Here is a 20,668-nt window from a genome sequence, read left to right on the forward strand (position 1 = left end):
TTGTTCATGCCGGATGCGGCGTGAACGCCTTATCCGGCCTACAAAACCATACAATTTCAATAGATTGTAGAGATTACGTAGGCCTGATAAGCGCAGCGCATCAGGCAATTTTGCGTTTATCATCATTCTCAGGCGGCTCATATTGTTGACAAAGTGCGCTTTGTTCATGCCGGATGCGGCGTGGACGCCTTATCCGGCCTACAAAAACATGCAGTTTCAATAGATTGCAGAGATTATGTAGGCCTGATAAGCATAGCGCATCAGGCAGTTTTGCGTTTATCATCATTCTCAGGCCCCCAGCTTGTCCGGGAGTCTTTTGTCTGCTTCTGGACATTTTCTCCACAGAACAATCGTTAGCCCAGAAGGTCGAATCTGCGAATATTATTTTCACGGACGAAACAAATGAAAGTTTCACTGGCGTTGCTCAGTCTTCTGACGGCACTTACCAGCCACTCCTTAAAATCCCCCGCCGTTCCACCAGCCGTGGGGCAAATCCAGGCTAACACCAATCTTGCCATCGCGAACGGTGCCAGACAGCAAATCGGCAGCACGCTCTTTTACGATCCGGCATATGTGCAGCTTACTTATCCTGGCGGTGATGTCCCGCAAGAACGCGGTGTATGTTCCGATGTGGTGATCCGCGCCCTGCGCAGCCAAAAGGTCGATTTGCAGAAACTGGTTCACGAAGATATGGCGAAGAATTTTGCTGATTATCCGCAAAAGTGGAAGTTAAAGCGCCCGGACAGCAACATCGATCATCGCCGGGTGCCTAACCTGGAAACCTGGTTTACGCGCCACGACAAAACACGCCCCACCAGCAAAAACGCCAGTGACTACCAACCGGGCGATATTGTCTCCTGGCGATTAGACAATGGACTGGCACATATTGGGGTGGTTTCAGATGGTTTTGCCAGTGACGGTACGCCGCTGGTGATACATAACATTGGAGCTGGTGCGCAGGAAGAAGATGTCCTGTTTAGCTGGCAGATGGTGGGGCATTATCGTTATTTTCCACACTGACCGGAGAGGAAGTATGAACAGCAAAATAAATCGCGTGTTGTTATCGCTTTGTTTCCTCGGTTGTGCCGTAAGTTTTCAGGGCCACGCTGAATGCAAGACATCACTGAATGACGTCCAGCAAGCCCTTTCTGCCTATCTCTTTTTGATTCGCTATAACACACCATCACGACCCACAGATTTTTTCAAAAATGATGCTCCAGGTTCGGCAATGATTCGCCAGCTTGATGCCACGTTAAGTAAGGAAATATTCAAAGATATCCAGTTAAGTATGGCATTTAACAACAACGTTTATATTTTGCAGGAACAAAATACGCAAGCTACAGTGGGTATGAACAAAGCCTGGAGACCAGCGAGGCCTTATTCAGCAGCATTTATTCTGGCTAACACCTACGGGCATGAAGACGAAATTATCCTACTACTTTCCACGTTATCTCCCGTCAGTATTAAGATATTAACTTTTGATAAATGTCTTAACGTATCTACCATCATTGACTCGCTGACGCCTGCTTACAAAGGCTATTTCTTTGAAGAGCCGTTGCAAAAAATAGAAGTTACCACCAATGACGTGCGGTTATATGAGCAAGATTCCCCTTCTTACCATTTATTGAGTGAAATTATTGCTCTTAACAAAAATTAATCTGAAGTCTGGATATGTACTGCAAATTAATGCGGTGTAAACCAGGGCTTCCCTTTAAACGTATTCATTGGTAGCACTTCTGATTCCAGTTGACAGGTGAGAAGTAAATACAGAAATTCCGACCACTCCATATCGTACTCATCATAAAGAGGTGAGCGACCTTCGTTGACTACAACACCACACCCACCTCCTTTGCCCATTTTCCAGAATAGGTAGTCACCGTTATCAGTCGCGCCGAAGGGAATGCATCCCCCTGCAGCGGGAGAAACCAGGTACGGGAATTTATCGCCATTTTCCCTGAGTTCAATATATATATCCGCTATCGCCTTTGCTTGCTCAAGCAAATTAATATATTGATTACTGACGAATGGATTAAATATCCACAAAAAATTATTTATGCTGCCAGAACCATATTCATCAATAAAAATCTTATAATCTTCCGGCAACGATATGCGTAGTTTTGCTTCAACTTCCTGCCAGTCTGCGACTGAGCATTTTACAGGTGCTACTTCTGGCGGTGACATAACGTGCTTAATGCGCTCTATTGACATCTTTCAACTCCATAAAAAACAGTCAAGTTTTAACCCATCATACAAGGCTATTGCATCATGGCTCCAGCTTCCTGCATGCCCGGAAGCAGCCATGGTAAAAATGCTTAATATGGCTAACCCTGACGCAATAACTCTCACCAACCATAAGTAAACATTCATACACGTTTCACTGTGTTCTCTCGTTTCTTGCGGCTCACCAGCGCCAGTGCCAGCACAATCAGCACAATACCGCTACCTTCAACCGCACCGGGATTTTCACCGAGCAGCCACCAGGAAAACAGCACGCCGCAAACGGGAACGGCCAGTGTGCTTAAGCTGGCAATACTGGCAGGCAAGTTTTTCAGCACAAACAGCCATAAGCTCCAGGCCAGCGCCGTCGCCAGAATCGCACTGTAGGCCAGCGCCCAGAACACCGTGGGTTGCCAGTCAATTTCACGTTGCGGCACCAGCCAGGCGACTACGCTCATCACCAGCGCCGTATAAAGCATCTGCCAGGCGGTTAACGACAATAAATCCACGCGTGGATGACGGGCGTAAAGGCGTTTCGCGACAATGGCACTCGCCCCCCAACTAACGCCGGAAAGAATCGCCAATATGGCGCTTTTCATCGAAGATAAATCAAGTTGCCACGGCTGCATTACGAATACCAATCCTACAGCGGCAATGCCAATCGCAGCGTATTGTAGACGTCGCAACCGCTCCCCCAGGAAAAGCGCAGCGAGGATCACTACCCAAAACGGCATAGTATAGGTAAGGATGGCGACCTTTCCCGCGCCACCGCTCACCAGTGCCCATTGAGCGAGGCCGATCATGCCGCAGGTCTGGAGTAAAGCGATAGCAAAGGTGAACCTGAACGGTGTCGGGCGCAGGCCGCGACCGCGTACCAGTAAAACGAGGAATAAAACGAAAGTGCCGAAAATACAGCGTAGCGCAGTGAAATCAAACGCGCCAACATAGCCCATGACCTGCTTCATGAAAATCCAACTGTAACTCCAGATGAGAGTCAGAACGATGAGGCCGCTAATAGCCAGGGGGTTGCTCTTTACTGAGGCAGACATGATAAATCCCATAGAGTGACATTTCTGTATGCACTATACGCTTTCACCAATGTCCCATCGACAGTAAAACGCGCTTGGGGAAATTTGTTTCTTTATGTTCTTTTTATCCCAATTTACCCCCATAATGTGTGCGATCTAGAGTGCAATTTTCATCAAGGAAAGCATGACTATGCAATCATCTGACAGAAGAATGAGTATTTACGCCATTCTGCAGCAGGACAAAAAAGTCGTTGTTAACGAACTGGCGGCGAAATTCGGCGTCACTAAAATGACCATCCGACGCGACCTTTCCTTCTTTGAAAAACAGGGCATTGTTAAAACAACCTACGGTGGAGCCTATTTGACCAGCGGTGCCAGCGTTGAGCCTAGCTTTCAACTTAAATCGATACAAATGGTCGATGATAAACACCTGATCGGCCAGAAAGCCGCCGAACTAGTTGAAGATGGTGACACCATTATTATCGACTGTGGCACGACAACGCTCGCGCTTGCCCAGTTTATTTTCGATAAAAAAATCATGGTGATAACAAATTCCGTTCCAGTAGTTAATCTGCTGAAAGGGAGAAAAAACATTAAACTGATCGTCGCGCCGGGTGAATACGAAGACGATACACAGGGGATGATTTCTCCTTGTACAGCCGACTTCTTTCGCAATATCCATGCTGACAAGGTCTTCCTCAGTACTCAGGGTATCAACGCGCAAGGGGAACTAACGGTCCCTAAAATGACCGATGCCCACGTCAAACAAGCACTGATGCGGGCCGGACGGCAAAAAATCCTGCTAGCGGATAGAAGCAAATTCGACCAGACATTCCTCGCAGGCCATGCCTGTCTGGTTGATCTGGATCTCATCATCAGCCAAAGCGGCCTTCCTGCTGACATGCTCTCTCTGATTAACACGCAAAACGTACAGCTACTGCTGGCTGATAACCACCGCTGATCGCACAGATGTCTTACAACAGACACCTGTGTTTTTTTGCACCTCTTGGATGTTCTTTCTGGATTTATTCACCACAAAAGAAACAAGACAGATCACATTTTAATTGACAAAAGAACATCTCAGGCGTGGAATGCCTATACCCACTCCAGAACTGAGGTCTTTATGAACGGATTACTTAGCTTCAAGCCCACCAATAACGATTGTGATTTTGCGCGTATCGCTAAAAAACAAGATCAGATGTTCCACCGCGTAGCGACCATCTGCCCTGAACGTGCCGAAATTATCACCGATTCCTTTAAACGTTCGGAAGGCAAATCAATCGTGATTCGTCGGGCATTAGCGCTGGCCGATATTCTGGAAAAAATGACCATCTATATTGAGCCTGACATGCTGATCGTTGGTAATCAGGCAAGCGCCAATTTTGCCGCGCCAGTATTCCCGGAGTTCTCCTTCAACTGGGTGATTGAGGAACTGGACGAATTCGATAAACGCTCCGGCGACAGCTTCCAGGTATCCGAAGAGACCAAAGCGCGCCTGCGCGTATTGCAGGATTACTGGCAGGGAAAAACCCACCAGGATGAGGTGTTGGCTAATTTGCCACAAATTAATCGACTGGCGGAAAAACAAGGCGTGCTACATCGCGGCGGCATCAGCATGTCCGGCGACGGTCATATCATCCCTAACCATGATTTTGTACTGGAAGTGGGCTACGGTGGAATGCGCGATATCGCAAAACAACATTTGGCCGAAAATAACAATCTGACCGACGAGCAGAAAGATTTCTACGAAGCCGTAATTATTACCATGAACGCGGCATTGAACTACTGCAAACGCTTTTCTCTTCTCGCCAAAGAAGAAGCCAGCAAAACCACTGATGCCAAACGTCGTGACGAACTGCTGGCAATGAGCGATATGTTCGCGCATCTGATGGAAGGCAAAGCACAAAGTTTCTGGGAAGCGGTAGAAACCGTCTACCTGACACATTTACTGATGATGATCGAAAGTAACGGTCACTCTTTCTCCTTCGGGCGTTTCGATCAGTATGTCTGGCCGTTCTATGAAGCGGACATCAACGCGGGAAAAATCAGTAAAGAGAAGGCGCTTGAAATCCTGACCCACTTCTTCATTATGACCAACAGCCTCAATAAAGTTCGTCCGTGGGGGCATACCCAATACAGCGGCGGCTACCCGCTCTACTCCAACCTGATGGTTGGCGGCATGAAGCCGGACGGCACTGACGGCACAAACGATCTCTCTTACCTCTCGCTGGAAGCAATGGCGCTGACCGGTCTGCCGGAGCCGAACCTGAGCACGCGTTTCTGGAAAGGCACGCCGCACTCACTGATGCAGGATTCGGCAAAACTGATCCGCAAAGGCTTCGGGATGCCGTCCATCTTCTGTGATGAAGTGGTGATCCCGGCGATGATGACGCTCGGCCTGACGGAAGAAGTGGCGCGTGAATATGCCTCTATGGGCTGCGTGGAAACCGCCATTCCGGGTCGCTGGGGCCACCGCGCCACAGGGATGACCTACGTGAACTTTGGCAAAATCCTTGAGCTGGTAATGAACAACGGCTGTGATCCAGCAACCGGTGTGCAACTAGTGAAAATCAACAGCACAGAAGGTCGTGATATCAACTACGCCTCTTACGATGAAGTGTGGGCGGCCTGGAATCAACTGTTGGAGTTTTACTCTGATCTGGCGGTGGACTGCGATTTGGTGTGTGACCGTGCGCTGAAATATCACGATGCCGACGCCTTCGCCTCCGCGACAGTCAACTGCTCTTTGGAACGTGGCAGCACGCTGAAGAATGGCGGCGCGGAATACGATTTCGTCAGTTCTTCCAATATCGGACCTTCCGTCGTAGGCGACAGCCTCGCAGCAGTGAAAAAACTGGTATTCGATGACAAGGTACTAACGCTGAAACAACTACGCGAGGCAACGGATAGCAACTTTGAAGGTATCGAAGGCGCTCGCGTGCGTAAACTGTGCCGCAACGCGCCGAAATTCGGCAATGACATCGACTATGTGGACCATATTGTCGCTGACGTCTTTGAGTCTTACCTGAAGCTGCTGCCAAAGTACAAAACCGACCGCTACGGTAAGGGGCCAAAAGGCTGCGGTTATACGATGTCCACTTCCAACATTACTTCGTATGTGCCAAACGGTTTTGACGTTGGCGCAACACCAGACGGTCGCCTGGCCACGCTGCCGCTAAACGAAGGGGCGTCGCCGTGCCTGGGCGCGGACAAAGAAGGCCCGACAGCGGTGATTAACTCCATCTCTAAACTACCCAACCAGAAAATCGCTGGTGGACAGTTATTGAACATGAAATTCACGCCCAGCGCACTGGAAGGTGACGATAACCTGGAAAAATTCACCGCCTTTATGGAAGCGGGTCGTCTGAAAAATGTCTTCCATAACCAGTTCAACATCATTGATTCGAACGTACTGCGGGCGGCAAAAGAACACCCGGAAGATTACCCGAATCTAATGGTGCGGGTAGCCGGTTATTGTGCGCTGTTCTCCACCCTAATGCCGGAAGCACAGGATGCGATCATCGCGCGTACGGAACTAAGCTGGTAAGCGTCAGAGGAAGAAACAATGAGAACTGGCCTGATATCCCGGATTCAGCACTATTCCACGAAAGATGGTCCGGGTATTCGCAGTACCGTGTTTATGCAGCAGTGTAATTTGCGCTGCCAATGGTGTGCGAATCCGGAAACTATCAAGCCAGGGTTCAATGTATTTTGGTTTAAAGAGCGTTGTAAACAGTGCGGTACTTGTGTGCAAGCTGCCGCCAATAATTCGATCACGTTCGCCGAAAAAGGCGTGAATATCGATCGTAAACGCTGCACAAACCTGTTGGATATTGTCGAACTTTGTCCTTATGACGGTTACGAAAAAGTCGGTAAGGAGATAACATCTCGCGCGCTCGCGGATCTGATGTTGCGGGATAAAGCATTTTACGACACCAGTTCAGGCGGCGTGACTTTCTCCGGCGGTGAGCCTGCGCTACAGGCAGAGTTCGTCGGTGAAACCGCCCGTTTTCTGAAAGAAGAAAATGTCCATTTATGCCTGGATACCGCAGGTAACATTCGCCCTGATAAGCTGTTACCGCTGGTAGAGTTAATGGATCTGGTTTCGTATGATTTTAAAGCTTTCGACCCAGAAATTCACCTTGCCTGTACCGGTGTTGATAACCGTCTGCTCCTGGAAAATGCCAAAGCCATTGCCGCGATGGGCAAACCAATGCTGGCCCGTATGGTTATTGTGCCGACGCGCAACGATCAGCCTGAAGATCTCCGCAAGCGGCTGGATTTTATCCGTAGCCTCGGTAGCGCCGTTTTGCAGGTGGATATTTTGGAGTATCACATTTATGGCATCGGCAAATATGAAAAGCTGGGAATGCCCTATTTACTGCACGATATACCACGCTGCAAGCGGGAATTCACTGAACAAATTAAAGAGTATGCCGAAAGCATTGGCTTAAAAGCCACTATCGGAGGCTGATAATAACGGGGAATCATGGATGCTGGATTTTATTGTTGCCCACGACTATGACGAGATGAGTGCGCTTGCTGCCGCTCGTGTCGTCAGTGCATTAAAAAAGAAACCGGGTTTAGTTATGGCAGTCCCGACTGGCGGTACGCCGATTGGCCTGCTGGCGTATCTCAGTCGCCAGGCGCAGGAAGGAAAAGCCGATTTTTCGCAATCATATTCATTTAATATCGACGAATATATCCCGCTGAAAAAAGATAATCCGCAAAGCTACTATTATTTCCTGCAACAGCACTTCTACCAGCACGCTAATATTCAGGTTGATCACACGTTTGTGCCAGATGTTCTGGTCAATGATTTACAGGCCGAATGCACCCGCTATGAACAAATTATCCAGCAACATGGCGATTTTGATATGACCATTCTCGGCATCGGTCATGACGGACATATCGGTTTTAACGAACCACATTTAACACACAGCCCACTTTGCCACGTCATCGATCTGAATGAAGAGACGATCGAAGCAAATGCGCGCTTTTTCGATTGCAAAGAGGATGTGCCACGCCAGGCGATTACGCTCGGTATGGGAACTATCCTAAGGAGCAAAGAAATCGTGCTGATCGCTAACGGCAAATCAAAAGCCGCAGTAATGAAACAGCTTCACGACTGTACCCTCGTTGATCCTTTGTTTCCGGCATCGTTCCTGTTATTGCACCCGAACGTCACGATTATTTGCGATCGTGACGCGGCTGCGCTTATCAACGTACAGAGGTGAGACAATGAGGCTCCAGAGTGAACGCGTCTGGCTTGCCGGAGGATTTTACCCGGCGCAAATCACCATAGAAGATGGGATTATCAGCGATCTCACGTTGGGGCTTAGCTCACATGTCGATTACGATTTTGGCTCACGGCGCATTATTCCGGGGCTTATTGACACCCACGCCCACGGCGCGTGGAATTACGACAGTAATGAAGACGATCCCGAAGGGCTACGTCGCTGGGCGTCCCGCCTGCCCACTGAGGGTGTCACCGCTTTCTGCCCTACCACGGTAACGGATGAAGACGCCACCTTGCTGGCGGCATTGAGTAACATTTCTCACGTCATGGATGAAACCTGTTCGGGTGCGGAGATTCTCGGTATTCATCTTGAAGGCCCGTTTCTCAGCCAGTTGTATCGTGGCGCACAACCGGAAAAACAGATCCGTCCCGCCAGCGTTAGCGAATTTCAGGCATTTGAACACGCCGCCCGTGGGCGCATTATCGCCGTCACTCTCGCACCGGAAGAAGATGCCGAATTAGCGCTCACCCGTTACTGCGTGCAAAAAGGGATTGTTGTCAATATGGGCCACTCAGACGCCTCCTTCGAACAGGCACAAGCGGCTGTCGCGTACGGGGCGAAAAACGTTACCCACGTTTATAATGGGATGGCGAAATATGTTAATCGTGAACCGGGTCTGCTTGGTGCCGCACTACGTCTGGACGAGTTGTATGGTGAAGTGATCGCCGATGGTATTTTCGTTAGCCTGGTTTCCGCTTCTCACCTTTATCGCGTAAAGAATGATAATTACATCATTATGATCAGCGACTCAATGAAAGCTAAAGGCTGTCCTCCGGGCCGCTATATGTTCGGCGCAGAACCAATGATTTTGGGCGAAGATGGTGCCACCCGGCGGGAAAACGGTGTGCTGGTTGGCAGTACGCTACGGCTGAACCGCGGCTTATACAATATGGTTGAGGGGGCGATGGTCCCTTTTGGTGCCGCCTTAAAATCCTGTACCATTAATCCAGCCCGTTTGTTAGGGCTTGATCATCGCAAAGGGAAATTACAACATGGCTATGACGCGGATATTGTCGTGCTGGAAGATGATTATCAGGTTAATACGACCTTTTGTCGTGGCATCGTGGCCTGTTCGTTAAATTACCCCAGTTAATAATCAACGGCTTCCGGTTATGATTGACCGGAGCAGGCATGATGGTTTTAATTAAATCTATACCCTAAATAATTCGAGTTGCATCAGGGCGGCAAGCGAATAGCTCCCCAGGAGCGTACAAAAGTACGTGACTGAGGTGAGAGAGTGCAGCCAACGCAGAGGCAGCTTGAAGGGCGAAGTGTATATAGACATATTCTCCCACCAACTGAATTCATTCACATTCCAGATGAGTAAACAAACACTGTCAGCCACAGCGTGCTCACATCCCAGCTTGTATTGGAGAGGATCGCCAGCAATAAGCGAAAGACGCTTCAGCGACCATCATTATACAGTCGCTGAAGCAAATCAAATTACAGCAGGTCGAAACGGTCGAGGTTCATCACTTTCACCCATGCCGCCACGAAATCTTTAACAAACTTCTCGTGAGCATCGCTGCTGGCGTAAACTTCTGCCACCGCGCGCAGGACAGAGTTAGAACCAAAGACCAGATCCGCGCGGCTGGCAGTGTATTTCACTTCGCCGGTTTCACGGTCACGGCCTTCGAACAATTCTTTCGATTCGTCGGTCGCTTTCCACTCGTAACGCATATCCAGCAAGTTCACGAAGAAGTCATTGCTCAATACACCAACGCGGTCAGTGAAGACGCCGTTTTTGCTGCCATCGAAGTTAGCACCCAGTACACGCATCCCGCCCACCAGCGCAGTCATTTCCGGCGCGGTCAGCGTCAGTTGCTGTGCTTTGTCGATCAGCAATGACTCGGTGGTGGAAACGTCCAGACGAGCACGGTAGTTACGGAAACCATCAGCAATCGGCTCCAGCAGCTCGAACATTTCAATGTCAGTCTGATCCTGACGCGCATCGACGCGACCCGGCGCAAACGGTACATGAATGCTCAAACCTGCGGCGCTTGCGGCTTTCTCAACACCAACCACACCTGCCAGCACGATGATATCCGCAAGCGAGGCTTTCCCAGACTCTTTCTGAATTTTCTCCAGAACTGGCAGAACACGAACGGCTGCGGCGTTCACATCCCAGTCGCGCTGCGGTGCTAATGCCAGACGCGCACCGTTGGCACCACCACGTTTGTCGCCACCACGGAAGGTTGAAGCAGACGCCCAGGCCACCGACACCAGTTCGCTGACAGACAGACCAGAATCTGCAATAGCGAATTTCAGATCGATAATGTCCTGCTCGGTCGGGTTGTAGATCGGCTGCGGTAGCGGATCCTGCCAGATCAGATCTTCTTTCGGTACTTCCGGTCCGATATAGCGAGATTTCGGCCCCATATCCCTGTGCGTCAGTTTGAACCATGCACGGGCAAAGGCCTCGTTGAACGCCTGCGGATCGTTGAGGAAACGACGAGAGATCTTCTCGAACTCTGGATCAAAACGCAGCGTCAGGTCGGTGACCAGCATTGTCGGTTTACGTTTCTTCGACGGATCAAACGGATCCGGGATAATTTCCGGCGCATCTACCGCTTCGAACTGGATTGCACCAGCCGGGCTGCGGGTCTGTACCCACTCATATTTGAACAGGTTCTCAAAGAAATAGTTGCTCCACTGGGTCGGCGTCTGGGTCCAGACCACTTCCAGACCAGAGGTGATGGCATCTGCGCCAACACCGCTGCCGTAAGTGCTCGCCCAGCCTAAACCTTGTTCTTCAATCGGTGCAGCTTCTGGATCAGGACCTACGTTTGATGTCGGACCGGCACCGTGGGTTTTACCCAACGTATGACCACCCGCAATCAGCGCCACGGTTTCTTCGTCGTTCATGCCCATGTTGCCGAAGGTCGCGCGAATAGCTGCTGCCGCAGAAAGCGGTTCGCCGCTGTGATCCGGGCCTTCCGGGTTAACGTAAATCAGGCCCATCTCGGTTGCGCCCAGCGGTGCTTTCGCCAGGGCTTCTGGATGACGGTGAGTCAGCCAGGCTTTTTCATCACCCCAGTTAACGTCCAGATCCGGTTCCCAAACGTCTTCACGACCAGCACCAAAACCGAAGGTACGGAAACCGGAGTTTTCCAGCGCCACATTACCCGCGAGGATAAACAGGTCTGCCCAGGAGATTTTCTGACCATATTTCTGTTTGATTGGCCACAACAGGCGACGCGCTTTATCGAGGCTAACGTTATCCGGCCAGGAGTTCAGCGGTGCGAAACGTTGCTGACCACGACCCGCGCCGCCGCGCCCGTCGATTGAACGGTAAGTACCCGCGCCGTGCCAGGCCATACGAATAAACAGACCGGCGTAGCTGCCCCAGTCAGCTGGCCACCACGGCTGAGATTCTGTTAGCAGGGCTTTCAGATCTTTTTTCAGGCCGTAGTAATCTAATTTGCTGAATTCTTTACGATAGTCAAAGCCCTCACCCAGAGGGTTAGAACGATTAGAATGTTGGTTTAACAGGTCAACACGGAGTTGATTTGGCCACCAGTCGCGCGTGGTTGTACCCCCACCTGCGCTTTGGTCGTGACCGCCCTGATGGAACGGGCATTTGCCAGTGGCTGTCGTGTTATGAATATCGTCTGATGTGCTCATCAATGTGCTCCCCTCTACAGTGTTACCATTACGATACACAGCGTTAGAGAGAAGTTATAATTGAATTAATCCACGGATGCGATAGTTGAGATCTTACATATTGTTGGTTAAAGAGATGTAGATCAAATTGATCGTAATTAAGTTTTTTTGATTATGTCCGATTTCGGACACATTTTTATAACAAAGGGGGTTAGCTCCATATCCTTCAAGTAATGAGGGAGAAAACAAGGCTTACAACCTTATTTTCCCACCCTCATTTCGAGGAGTCTTTTTGTGCTCTGTTTAAAATTTGTGATCACTGTGTAATTTTCACAAAATCCACAATATTTATAAACCAGGTCGTACACCCAGCGTATGGCAAATCGCGTAACTCATTTCAGCGCGGTTAAGCGTATAGAAGTGGAAATCTTTCACTCCTTCACGGCTTAAAATCTTCACCATATCCATGGCGATATTCGCGCCCACCAGTTTGCGGGTTTCGGCATCGTCATCCAGACCGTCAAACATTTGCACCATCCACGCCGGAATACGTACGTTGGTCATGTCGGCAAATTTCTTCGCCTGTTTAAAGTTCGAGACCGGTAAAATGCCTGGAATGATTTCCACATCAATGCCCGCCGAAACACAGCGATCGCGAAAACGCAGGTAGCTTTCGACATCGAAGAAGAACTGAGTAATCGCACGGTTGGCTCCGGCATCCACTTTTTTCTTCAGATTAAGCAAATCTGCCTGGGCACTTTTCGCTTCCGGATGCACTTCCGGATACGCCGCCACGGAGATATCGAAATCAGCGACCTCTTTTAACAGCGTCACCAGGTCAGAAGCATACATTTCCGGCTTACCGCTTCCCGGCGGCAGGTCGCCACGCAGCGCTACGATATGGCGAATACCGTTATTCCAGTAGTCGCGTGCAATGGTGCGCAGCTCGTCGGGCGTCGCATCAATGCAGGTAAGATGCGGCGCAGCTTCCAGACCAGTACGATCTTTAATGCCTTTAATAATGCTGTGCGTACGGTCGCGCTCGCCGGAGTTCGCGCCATAGGTCACCGATACAAACTTCGGTTTCAGGCTGCTAAGGCGATCGATGGAGTTCCACAGGGTCTGCTCCATTTCACTGGTACGCGGCGGGAAAAACTCGAACGAAACGTTAATCTGCCCCTGGACTTCTGCCAGGCTCTGATTCAGGGCATCCCGCTGGCTGGCGTGAAAAAAGCTCATACCTTACCTCATCAATCGCTTGTCGTTATATGTTGTATTGTGCACATCTATCCGTTTAGACGTCCAGATGTAAAGATGAAGGAAAAGCCGATGGGCGTCAACCGAAAAATGACCAATGATAGTGAGGAAAAATCAGGGAAGATGAAATTTTTTCATCTGAAGAAAAAACAGGATTCCAATATTCAGTATGAGGTGAATATTGGGAAAATGCTGACGTTATTAATTTTATATTTATTTAAATGATGATTCATTCTAATTTATTCACTTAAAAAATAAATCATATTCTCAAATAAAACAAAAGGATACTTTAAGCCTCTCCGACCTCCTCGCTTTTAATTTTGAACCACTTCAAACAAATAATAAATTCCTAAGAATTAAGTTGCAGACAAATTATACATCCCTCACGATAAGTAGAACGTTCTACTAGAACGTTCTACTTATATAAATAATCGTTCTTGCGCAGTCATCTGCGCTATTCGGGGGAAATCAGCATGAGTCTGATATCGAGTGTCGTAAAATCACTTTCTAAACTGTCGATGATTGGTCGCGCGCTGATGCTGCCAATTTCGCTTCTGCCTGCCGCCGGGTTGTTGCTGGCGTTTGGCGATAAATTCCACATGCCGTTGATGATGAATGCCGGCGGTATTATTTTTGATAACTTGCCGATGCTTTTTGCTATCGGTTCTGCCGTGGGACTGGCTTCAGAATCGGGTATTGCGGCGCTATCCGCCGCTGTATCCGTCTTTGTCACTAATATCACCATCGGTACTGTCCTTGGCATCACACCAGAGATGGCCGGGCAAGGCGGTAAATATGCGATGGTGGTGGGGATCCCAACGCTGCAAATGGGCGTCTTCGGCGGCCTGATATGCGGAGTTCTGGCGGCGTGGTGTTACAACCGTTTTCATACCATGCAATTACCAGAATTTCTTGGCTTTTTCTCCGGCAAACGCTTCGTGGCTATCGCGACGGCTTTTCTTTCCTTCATCCTTGGCTTGTTACTGCCCTATGTCTGGCAACATATTCAGTCGGGAATCGATGCACTATCAGTTATCGTCAACGGTGATAACCAGGCGGCATCGACCTTTATTTTTGGTGTGACAGAACGTGCACTTATTCCGCTTGGCCTGCACCACATCTGGTATCCGTCGTTCTGGTACTCTTTTGGTGATTACACCACCCAGGCAGGGCAAACGATCCACGGTGACCAAACAATTTGGTTCAAAATGCTGGAAGAAGGTGTGAAGTCGTTCAGTAGCGACAGCTACCATAACGCGGGTAAGTTTTTACAGGGCGAGTTCCCGCTCATGCTGTTCGCGCTGCCTGCGGCGTGTCTGGCGATGTACCATGAAGCACACACCAGAAATAAGAAAATTGCCGCCGGTATTCTGTTCTCTGCCGCATTAACCTGTTTCCTGACAGGTATTACAGAACCCGTTGAATTTACCTTTATTTTCGTGGCACCGGTACTGTACGTATTCAACGCGATAATGGCTGGCCTCTCCTATATGGCGATGTATCTGCTCCATGCCCACATTGCAAAATCCTTCTCGGCAGGGCTTATCGATTATATTTCGTTTGGCATCCTGCCATCGTTCAATGGTTTTGAAACCAACTTCTTAAGCGCCATTATTGTTGGCGTACCAATGGCTATTATCTATTACTTCACTTTCCGCTTTGTTATTCGCCGTTTTGATGTGAAAACACCGGGTCGTGCCGAAAGCACTGTATCCGCTAACGATAAAACCGATGATGAACTGGCTACGGAAATTATCAGTCTGCTGGGCGGCCAACAAAATATCTCTTCCGTCGCATCCTGCATAACGCGCCTGCGTCTGGAAGTGGCGGATAAAGATGTGGTGGATAAAGATGGACTGAACAATGTCGGTGCTCGTGGTGTGGTTTTCGTCGGCGATAACGGCATTCAGGTGATTTTTGGCGCACGTGCACAATTTATCGCGCAAACCATGTCGACGATGATTGGCAAATAGTCATAAGATTACGCTTTGTTGGAGGTTCTGGTCCCTGACTGGAACCTTCGTACTTATTGTTCAGGGAGTGAATTTGAAGAAAGTCAGCATAATTGATGTTGCCAAAAGCGCAGGAGTCTCGGTCTCTACTGTGTCGCTGGTCCTGCGCCAGAAAGGCAAAATTTCCGAGGCAACCATCGAGAAAGTTCATGCTGCCATTACTGAGCTTGGCTACGTGCATAATGTTGCCGCCGCCAATTTACGCTCCAACACTTCAAATCTTATTGGTCTGATTTTACGTGATTTTAGCGATAGCTTTTCCATCAAAGTGATGGCAAGTATTGTTCAGGAACTGGAAGCACAAGGATATATGGTTTTCCTCGGGCAACCACAGAACGAGCATGAACATCTTGAACGCTGTTTGCTTTCCTTCAAGCAACAAGGTGTTGCCGGAGTGATTTATCTGGCTTCCGATGCGCAGCGTGAAACCTTACCCGCGCTGATTCGCCAGTGCCCTCTTCCTCTTGTCGTCGCCTCACAATCCCCTATCAAAGATGAATGCAATCTGGTATTGCGCGACAACCAGCAGGCGGCAAGCCTTGCCACGCGTTATTTAATTGAGCGTGGACATCGTTACATTGCCTACCTCGGCGGCAGAGAAAGCGATCTTATCCGCCAACAGCGACTGGTGGGTTTTCGCCAGACCCTGGCAAAATTCGGTATTGCCAGTCGTGACGAGTTCACGCCAGCCTGTGACGATGATACATACGCCGCCAGCATGGCCACGCGCCAGTTGCTGGAGAATAACAATGCCATCACCGCCCTACTCTGCCATTCGCCCGAAGCCATGATCGGCTGCATCAACGGCATACATCAGGTAGGGCGTACAGTCGGGAAAGACATCTTTCTGACTCAGCAGGTGGCGCTGATTGGCTTTGAAGATATGCTGCACATCAACCTCACCTCTCCCGTTTTCACCTATGTATCCTCCGCCAGTGAAGAAACTGGACGCCAGACCGCAGCCCTGATGATTCGCAAGTTAAAAGCCCCAGATTTACAAACCCAAAGAATTGCGCTTTCAGGGCAACTGGTGGTGCGAGAATCGGCGTAGTAAATATTACCGACACAAATGCCGAATGAGACGTGCGTCTATATCGCCAGCCGTTCTTCAACAGGCAGTGTCATCAGATATTATCTCTCCTGCGCGGCGGCGTGATAGTCGGGAACATATCGGGAAATTTGAGCGCTGGTCAGCGCTCAGTGGAATGAGTTCGCCAGGTCCATCATAATGTTGGCCTTATTTATCCCATAAACATTCAAATTTCAGGCATTCCGCGCCCTTATACAGGCACTCATTATAGATCCGGTAGCCAACGTGCTCGGCAATGCGAATAGATGGCAGATTATTTTTAGCAATCAAACAGATCGTTTTTTCCGGTTTATGTGCTTCAACAAACCATTGGTGCACAGCAACCGCGGCTTCTTTTGCGATTCCTTCTCCCTGAAATGGCCGGGCGATAACCCATGATGCTTCAACATATTGCGCAAAATGTGCATCGACATCGCGATGAAAATTAGCCAGCCCAGTTTCCCCGAGGAACGTGCCATCCGATTTGCGGAAAATAGAGAAGATACCGTAACCAAAAGTTGCCCAATGACCAATATTGCGTAACAGACGATTCCAGCCTTCTTCCGGGGTAAATCCCGGCGCATTGACCAGATGAAAGATTAGCGGATCGCCATACATAGGATACCAGACATCGAAGTCGTTAATGGTTTGTGGACGTAAAATCAAGCGGTCAGTAATAATAGAAAGTGTATTCATTGCATTGCCACAACAAAGCTGTTTATATTTCATTATTTTATACCCAATTAACCTAAAGATACATTTTTAAAGCAGGCAGAAGTTGTCACTCATTCATCAACAACAATAACTACGTGCCGAATAACTGCCCGTCATTTCAATAAAGTGGGCTTTCTACCTTCATAGTGATAGCATGATCCTGTCATTAATTCATTATAAGGATGTATCATGGCAATCAATAAACGCCATAAATATGATTCCCTCAACAAAACTGACAAAGAGCTTTTATTAAAAGATAAGCTAAGTCATTTTACCGATTTCCGTTTTATTCGTATGGAAACCTTTTCTGCATTTGGCCAGACAACTGAAACAGGAATATTCGAATATAAAGATGGCTGTGAATTTGTTGTTGTCCCCGGAGATACAGTAATGTTAGGGTGGGATGCCAGCCTCAATAATATGGATGGCCTGACAAAACAAGATTTTGAAGAGATGTTGGGGCCAGAAGGTGTAGATTTGAATAATTATCTCACCGATTCTTGTACACCTGTGAGGAAAGTCACTATATCCCCGATGCTGGTTGAAAGAAATGTTCACGCTGGACCAGGCTGGAGGGAAGTTTCTCTATTGGACCCCCGCATTACAGAGAACAGCATGCTGCAAAAATTTCTGTCCGATTATATGGAAAAAATTAATCCTGGTGTTCACGAGTTAAACGCAAGATTGAAATTACAATATATAGATGGGAATGTATTTGCACAAATATATGAATCAATTAGCTATGATGAGTTACTTCAAAGTATCCAAAGCACTGGTTTTGATCTTCCGGGTGAAGATGAATGGGAATATTTATGTGGCGCTGGCTCCAGAACACTCTGGCGCTGGGGGAATAATTTCGACTATCAAATGAAAATCCCATTTATTACTTCTGAAGAACCAACAACCTGGGATATAGAATGGCCTAATCAGTTTGGGTTACAGATTGCATTTGATCCCTATCTTCAGGAAATTATTAATGATAAAGATATTCTGCTGAAAGGTGGAGATGGCGGGTGCAATCTCTGCGGTGGTGCTAATGTTGCATTAGGATTCTTGCCTGTGGCAACTTATTACAAAGGATATAATAAACATACAGACGAATTAGAATATATGGATGACATTGGAGACAATTATACTTCTTATCGCAGAATAATTCGTTTATAAGTAAAGAATTATATTTCACGACAAGGATTTATGTTCGAGTCAATACAAATCATGATCGCCGCGCGAGAGTGGCGTAGCCTGCCGCTGCATCTGCGTTTGTATCAAGCTTTTCGTCAGTTGGTGATTTCTGGCGCGTTGGCTGATGGCGCAAAACTGCCGTCCGCGCGCGGGTTATCGCCAGCATCTCAACCTCATCAATAAACTTACAACCGCCGTAGTAGCGATGCTGGTAATAACCTTCGGCGTATTTATTGGTTAACACCGCCCCCTGCGCCGCGAGAACGGCTGGGCTTGCGAAATTCTCCGAGGCAATCAGTTCCAGTGACTGTTGCTGGCGCTGTTGCTCCTGGTTAATCAAAGCAAAAAGTGGCTCGTTATTTATCATGCGCTTCCCTCGAAAATTCATCATGCGATGATTTTCGCAGGGAAAACCTCGCCCGCACCCTGCCACTTTTTAGGGCAGGCGCAGACCACCTATATGTCGTTTTACTTAAAAATTGCGGCGGCGCTGAATGGCTTGCTTGCGGCAAAAGAGGTCTTTGCTAAACAGCTGTAGCGCCGGATGCCTCTTATCCGGCCCACGTTCTTCCATGGGTCGGATAAGTCAGCCTCAATACGTACTTTTACTTGATATCCTTCACACGCATACCGTTGAGCTGTTCATCCGTGATGGTGTTGCCCGCTTTGAAGTAATCAACCACCGCGTGATAAACGTAATAACCGCCGGTTGTGTTGCGCGCTTTCCCTTCGGTAAAGGCGCTAAAACCATCACCGCCATCAGCAAGGAAACTCTGAGTAGCAATGTGGTAAACCGTCGCATCTTCAATCGGTTTACCATTCAGAGTTAGTGAAATAACCCGCTGACCAACCGGCTTGCTGCTGTCGTACTTCATTTCCAGGCCTTTCGATACCTGCAAAACGCCATTGCTTAAACTTGCGCCGTGTTCCATCAAGCTGCGTAATTGTTTTCCCGTGAGATCCATCGTCACCAGCTCGTTGGGGAACGGGAAGGTACTGATGAGGCCACCCATCGTGATCGCACCTGCCGGGATCTCATTGCGGATACCGCCAGAGTTGGTTAAAGCCAGTTGGGTGTTGTTACCCGCCGCTGCCAGCAAAGCGTCCGCAGCCAGATTTCCCAGAGAAGCCGATTCTCCATAGGCACGTTTTAATTCAACCGGTGATTGCGCCACCGTTTGTTGCACCACTTCATCCAGCTTTTTATTCCAGCCATCAATCACCTGTTTCGTTTGCGCATCGGGTTTCCACTCGTCGGCGTAAATGGTTTTAAGCTCGAAGTTTTTCACCGTAAAATCATGCGGCTTCTCTTTGTAGTCGAGAACCAGTTTACCCACATCAATCCCACCGCTGTCAGTGGAGAGGATGAGCGTATCGCCAACTTTAATCGGTTCCGGCGTACCCACATGCGCATGTCCGGTGATCAAAATATCCAGCCCTTTCACCTGACTTGCCGTCTGAATATCTTTATCCAGTGCGCGGCGCACATCTGTGCCTCCCATACTGGACTGGCGGGCCGGAACACCTTCGTGGATCAGGGCAACGGTTAAATCAACTTTGCCTTTGAGTTCATCGATATAACGTTGTAGCCACTTAATTTCATCACGTGCCTCAATACCCACTCGCGTGGCAGCAGAGACGGTGTCATTAAAGGCAAATACTCCGTGCAAACCTATAACACCTATTTTCACACCGTCTTTTTCGATGATGGTATAGGGCTTATCCCAGAATGCTTTACTGCTGTTCTGATAAAAAATATTGCCCTGCACAATCGGGAATTTTGCCTGACTCAGCTGTAATAATGTGTTGTCCCAGCCGTGGTCAAATTCATGGTTACCCATCGTGACAGCATCGAATGGCATGGTATTCATAATGTCGATAATAGCCTTGCCTTTGGTCAGGCTGCTGATATATGGCCCGGTAAAATAGTCGCCCGCATCAAAAAACCATGTCGCCTTATTTTTGGCTTTTTCTTGCTTAACCAGCGTAGTGATATTTGCCCAGCCGCCAATATCCCGTTTACCGTCAGCGATCCACGGCACTTTATAAGGCTCTACATGTGCGTGGAGGTCATTGGTATAAATAATGGTGACATCTTTGGCGCAGGCCCAAAACGGCAGTGTTAATGCGATACCCGCAGCAAGCATTTTAATTTTCATAAACAATCCCTTCCAGTGAGATAAAGGATTGCTACATTACGTTCTGAAAGGCTTTTTTATGTGAGAATACTCACATCCAGAGGCGATAACTGTAGGACAAAATCAACGACCTTATGAAATCGTTGGT

The 20,668-nt window shown here is 48.6% G+C and carries 16 protein-coding genes and 2 pseudogenes; 11 read left to right on the forward strand and 7 right to left on the reverse strand.

The window, feature by feature from the left end; genetic code table 11:
* Nucleotides 1-402 precede the first annotated feature (402 nt).
* Both A7090_RS19125 and A7090_RS19130 read left to right on the forward strand, forming a co-directional pair.
* On the forward strand, nucleotides 403-1,020 hold the full coding sequence (locus A7090_RS19125) for a DUF1287 domain-containing protein (protein WP_105275200.1): 618 nt from the start codon (nucleotides 403-405) through the stop codon (nucleotides 1,018-1,020).
* A 13-nt stretch (nucleotides 1,021-1,033) separates the two neighbouring features.
* Nucleotides 1,034-1,657 (forward strand): hypothetical protein, encoded by a 624-nt coding sequence (locus tag A7090_RS19130; protein ID WP_105275201.1) that lies wholly within the window; start codon nucleotides 1,034-1,036, stop codon nucleotides 1,655-1,657.
* Between the two features lie 26 nt (nucleotides 1,658-1,683).
* On the opposite strand, the gene A7090_RS19135 is transcribed toward A7090_RS19130, so the two are convergent.
* Nucleotides 1,684-2,208 (reverse strand): SMI1/KNR4 family protein, encoded by a 525-nt coding sequence (locus A7090_RS19135; protein WP_105275202.1) that lies wholly within the window; start codon nucleotides 2,206-2,208, stop codon nucleotides 1,684-1,686.
* A gap of 155 nt (nucleotides 2,209-2,363) precedes the next feature.
* Nucleotides 2,364-3,266: a DMT family transporter gene (locus A7090_RS19140; RefSeq protein ID WP_105275219.1), complete on the reverse strand. Its 903-nt coding sequence runs from the start codon at nucleotides 3,264-3,266 to the stop codon at nucleotides 2,364-2,366.
* A gap of 190 nt (nucleotides 3,267-3,456) precedes the next feature.
* Between A7090_RS19140 and A7090_RS19145 the strand changes: the two genes are divergently transcribed.
* The 5 genes from A7090_RS19145 (at nucleotide 3,457) to nagA (ending at nucleotide 9,638) form a co-directional block, all read left to right on the forward strand.
* On the forward strand, nucleotides 3,457-4,206 hold the full coding sequence (locus A7090_RS19145; protein WP_105275203.1) for a DeoR/GlpR family DNA-binding transcription regulator: 750 nt from the start codon (nucleotides 3,457-3,459) through the stop codon (nucleotides 4,204-4,206).
* Nucleotides 4,207-4,368: 162 nt separating this feature from the next.
* Nucleotides 4,369-6,792 (forward strand): glycyl radical protein, encoded by a 2,424-nt coding sequence (locus tag A7090_RS19150; protein WP_105275204.1) that lies wholly within the window; start codon nucleotides 4,369-4,371, stop codon nucleotides 6,790-6,792.
* 18 nt (nucleotides 6,793-6,810) lie between these two features.
* Nucleotides 6,811-7,719, forward strand: coding sequence for a glycyl-radical enzyme activating protein (locus A7090_RS19155; RefSeq protein WP_105275205.1), 909 nt, complete (start codon nucleotides 6,811-6,813; stop codon nucleotides 7,717-7,719).
* A gap of 19 nt (nucleotides 7,720-7,738) precedes the next feature.
* The gene (nagB, locus tag A7090_RS19160) at nucleotides 7,739-8,482 is read left to right on the forward strand and encodes a glucosamine-6-phosphate deaminase (protein WP_105275206.1); all 744 of its coding nucleotides are present in this window, start codon (nucleotides 7,739-7,741) and stop codon (nucleotides 8,480-8,482) included.
* A gap of 4 nt (nucleotides 8,483-8,486) precedes the next feature.
* Nucleotides 8,487-9,638: an N-acetylglucosamine-6-phosphate deacetylase gene (gene nagA / locus A7090_RS19165; protein WP_105275207.1), complete on the forward strand. Its 1,152-nt coding sequence runs from the start codon at nucleotides 8,487-8,489 to the stop codon at nucleotides 9,636-9,638.
* Between the two features lie 350 nt (nucleotides 9,639-9,988).
* Here the strand turns inward: nagA and katG are convergent, their stop codons facing one another.
* On the reverse strand, nucleotides 9,989-12,169 hold the full coding sequence (gene katG, locus A7090_RS19170) for a catalase/peroxidase HPI (protein ID WP_105275208.1): 2,181 nt from the start codon (nucleotides 12,167-12,169) through the stop codon (nucleotides 9,989-9,991).
* A 327-nt stretch (nucleotides 12,170-12,496) separates the two neighbouring features.
* Entirely contained in the window at nucleotides 12,497-13,387 is an 891-nt protein-coding gene (gene metF, locus A7090_RS19175) for a methylenetetrahydrofolate reductase (protein WP_105275209.1), read from the reverse strand.
* A 491-nt stretch (nucleotides 13,388-13,878) separates the two neighbouring features.
* Here metF and A7090_RS19180 point away from each other — a divergent pair, with 491 nt between their 5' ends.
* Both A7090_RS19180 and malI read left to right on the forward strand, forming a co-directional pair.
* Entirely contained in the window at nucleotides 13,879-15,378 is a 1,500-nt protein-coding gene (locus tag A7090_RS19180; RefSeq protein WP_105275210.1) for a PTS transporter subunit EIIC, read from the forward strand.
* Between the two features lie 73 nt (nucleotides 15,379-15,451).
* Nucleotides 15,452-16,468 carry a Mal regulon transcriptional regulator MalI gene (gene malI / locus A7090_RS19185; protein ID WP_105275211.1) on the forward strand — a complete coding sequence of 339 codons (1,017 nt, stop codon included), beginning with the start codon at nucleotides 15,452-15,454 and terminating at the stop codon, nucleotides 16,466-16,468.
* A 186-nt stretch (nucleotides 16,469-16,654) separates the two neighbouring features.
* Here malI and A7090_RS19190 read toward each other — a convergent pair whose 3' ends face one another.
* Nucleotides 16,655-17,182, reverse strand: coding sequence for a GNAT family N-acetyltransferase (locus tag A7090_RS19190; protein ID WP_157941480.1), 528 nt, complete (start codon nucleotides 17,180-17,182; stop codon nucleotides 16,655-16,657).
* Nucleotides 17,183-17,389: 207 nt separating this feature from the next.
* On the opposite strand from A7090_RS19190, the gene A7090_RS19195 reads away from it, so the two are divergent.
* Together A7090_RS19195 and A7090_RS27325 are read left to right on the forward strand one after the other, a co-directional pair.
* Entirely contained in the window at nucleotides 17,390-18,364 is a 975-nt protein-coding gene (locus tag A7090_RS19195; protein WP_105275213.1) for a hypothetical protein, read from the forward strand.
* A gap of 30 nt (nucleotides 18,365-18,394) precedes the next feature.
* Nucleotides 18,395-18,541 (forward strand): annotated as a pseudogene (locus A7090_RS27325) (PLP-dependent aminotransferase family protein); the annotation flags it as partial.
* Here the strand turns inward: A7090_RS27325 and glyA are convergent.
* Nucleotides 18,525-18,749: pseudogene (gene glyA, locus A7090_RS19205) on the reverse strand (serine hydroxymethyltransferase); the annotation flags it as partial. The pseudogenes A7090_RS27325 and glyA overlap by 17 nt on opposite strands.
* Before the next feature lie 238 nt (nucleotides 18,750-18,987).
* The gene (locus A7090_RS19210; RefSeq protein WP_105275214.1) at nucleotides 18,988-20,541 is read right to left on the reverse strand and encodes a bifunctional metallophosphatase/5'-nucleotidase; all 1,554 of its coding nucleotides are present in this window, start codon (nucleotides 20,539-20,541) and stop codon (nucleotides 18,988-18,990) included.
* Between the last annotated feature and the right edge of the window lie 127 nt (nucleotides 20,542-20,668).

Source organism: Escherichia sp. MOD1-EC7003 (genome assembly GCF_002965065.1).
Lineage (GTDB): Bacteria > Pseudomonadota > Gammaproteobacteria > Enterobacterales > Enterobacteriaceae > Escherichia.

What these genes read in the sequence shown, in the direction of transcription:
- A7090_RS19145 (WP_105275203.1), top strand. Translation starts at nt 3,457, where the DNA reads ATGAGTATTTACGCCATTCTGCAGCAGGACAAAAAAGTCGTTGTTAAC.
- A7090_RS19125 (WP_105275200.1), top strand. Translation starts at nt 403, where the DNA reads ATGAAAGTTTCACTGGCGTTGCTCAGTCTTCTGACGGCACTTACCAGC.
- A7090_RS19210 (WP_105275214.1), bottom strand. Translation starts at nt 20,541, where the DNA reads ATGAAAATTAAAATGCTTGCTGCGGGTATCGCATTAACACTGCCGTTT.
- nagA (WP_105275207.1), top strand. Translation starts at nt 8,487, where the DNA reads ATGAGGCTCCAGAGTGAACGCGTCTGGCTTGCCGGAGGATTTTACCCG.
- nagB (WP_105275206.1), top strand. Translation starts at nt 7,739, where the DNA reads ATGCTGGATTTTATTGTTGCCCACGACTATGACGAGATGAGTGCGCTT.
- A7090_RS19130 (WP_105275201.1), top strand. Translation starts at nt 1,034, where the DNA reads ATGAACAGCAAAATAAATCGCGTGTTGTTATCGCTTTGTTTCCTCGGT.
- A7090_RS19180 (WP_105275210.1), top strand. Translation starts at nt 13,879, where the DNA reads ATGAGTCTGATATCGAGTGTCGTAAAATCACTTTCTAAACTGTCGATG.
- A7090_RS19195 (WP_105275213.1), top strand. Translation starts at nt 17,390, where the DNA reads ATGGCAATCAATAAACGCCATAAATATGATTCCCTCAACAAAACTGAC.
- A7090_RS19135 (WP_105275202.1), bottom strand. Translation starts at nt 2,208, where the DNA reads ATGTCAATAGAGCGCATTAAGCACGTTATGTCACCGCCAGAAGTAGCA.
- metF (WP_105275209.1), bottom strand. Translation starts at nt 13,387, where the DNA reads ATGAGCTTTTTTCACGCCAGCCAGCGGGATGCCCTGAATCAGAGCCTG.
- A7090_RS19190 (WP_157941480.1), bottom strand. Translation starts at nt 17,182, where the DNA reads ATGAATACACTTTCTATTATTACTGACCGCTTGATTTTACGTCCACAA.
- A7090_RS19150 (WP_105275204.1), top strand. Translation starts at nt 4,369, where the DNA reads ATGAACGGATTACTTAGCTTCAAGCCCACCAATAACGATTGTGATTTT.
- katG (WP_105275208.1), bottom strand. Translation starts at nt 12,169, where the DNA reads ATGAGCACATCAGACGATATTCATAACACGACAGCCACTGGCAAATGC.
- A7090_RS19140 (WP_105275219.1), bottom strand. Translation starts at nt 3,266, where the DNA reads ATGTCTGCCTCAGTAAAGAGCAACCCCCTGGCTATTAGCGGCCTCATC.
- A7090_RS19155 (WP_105275205.1), top strand. Translation starts at nt 6,811, where the DNA reads ATGAGAACTGGCCTGATATCCCGGATTCAGCACTATTCCACGAAAGAT.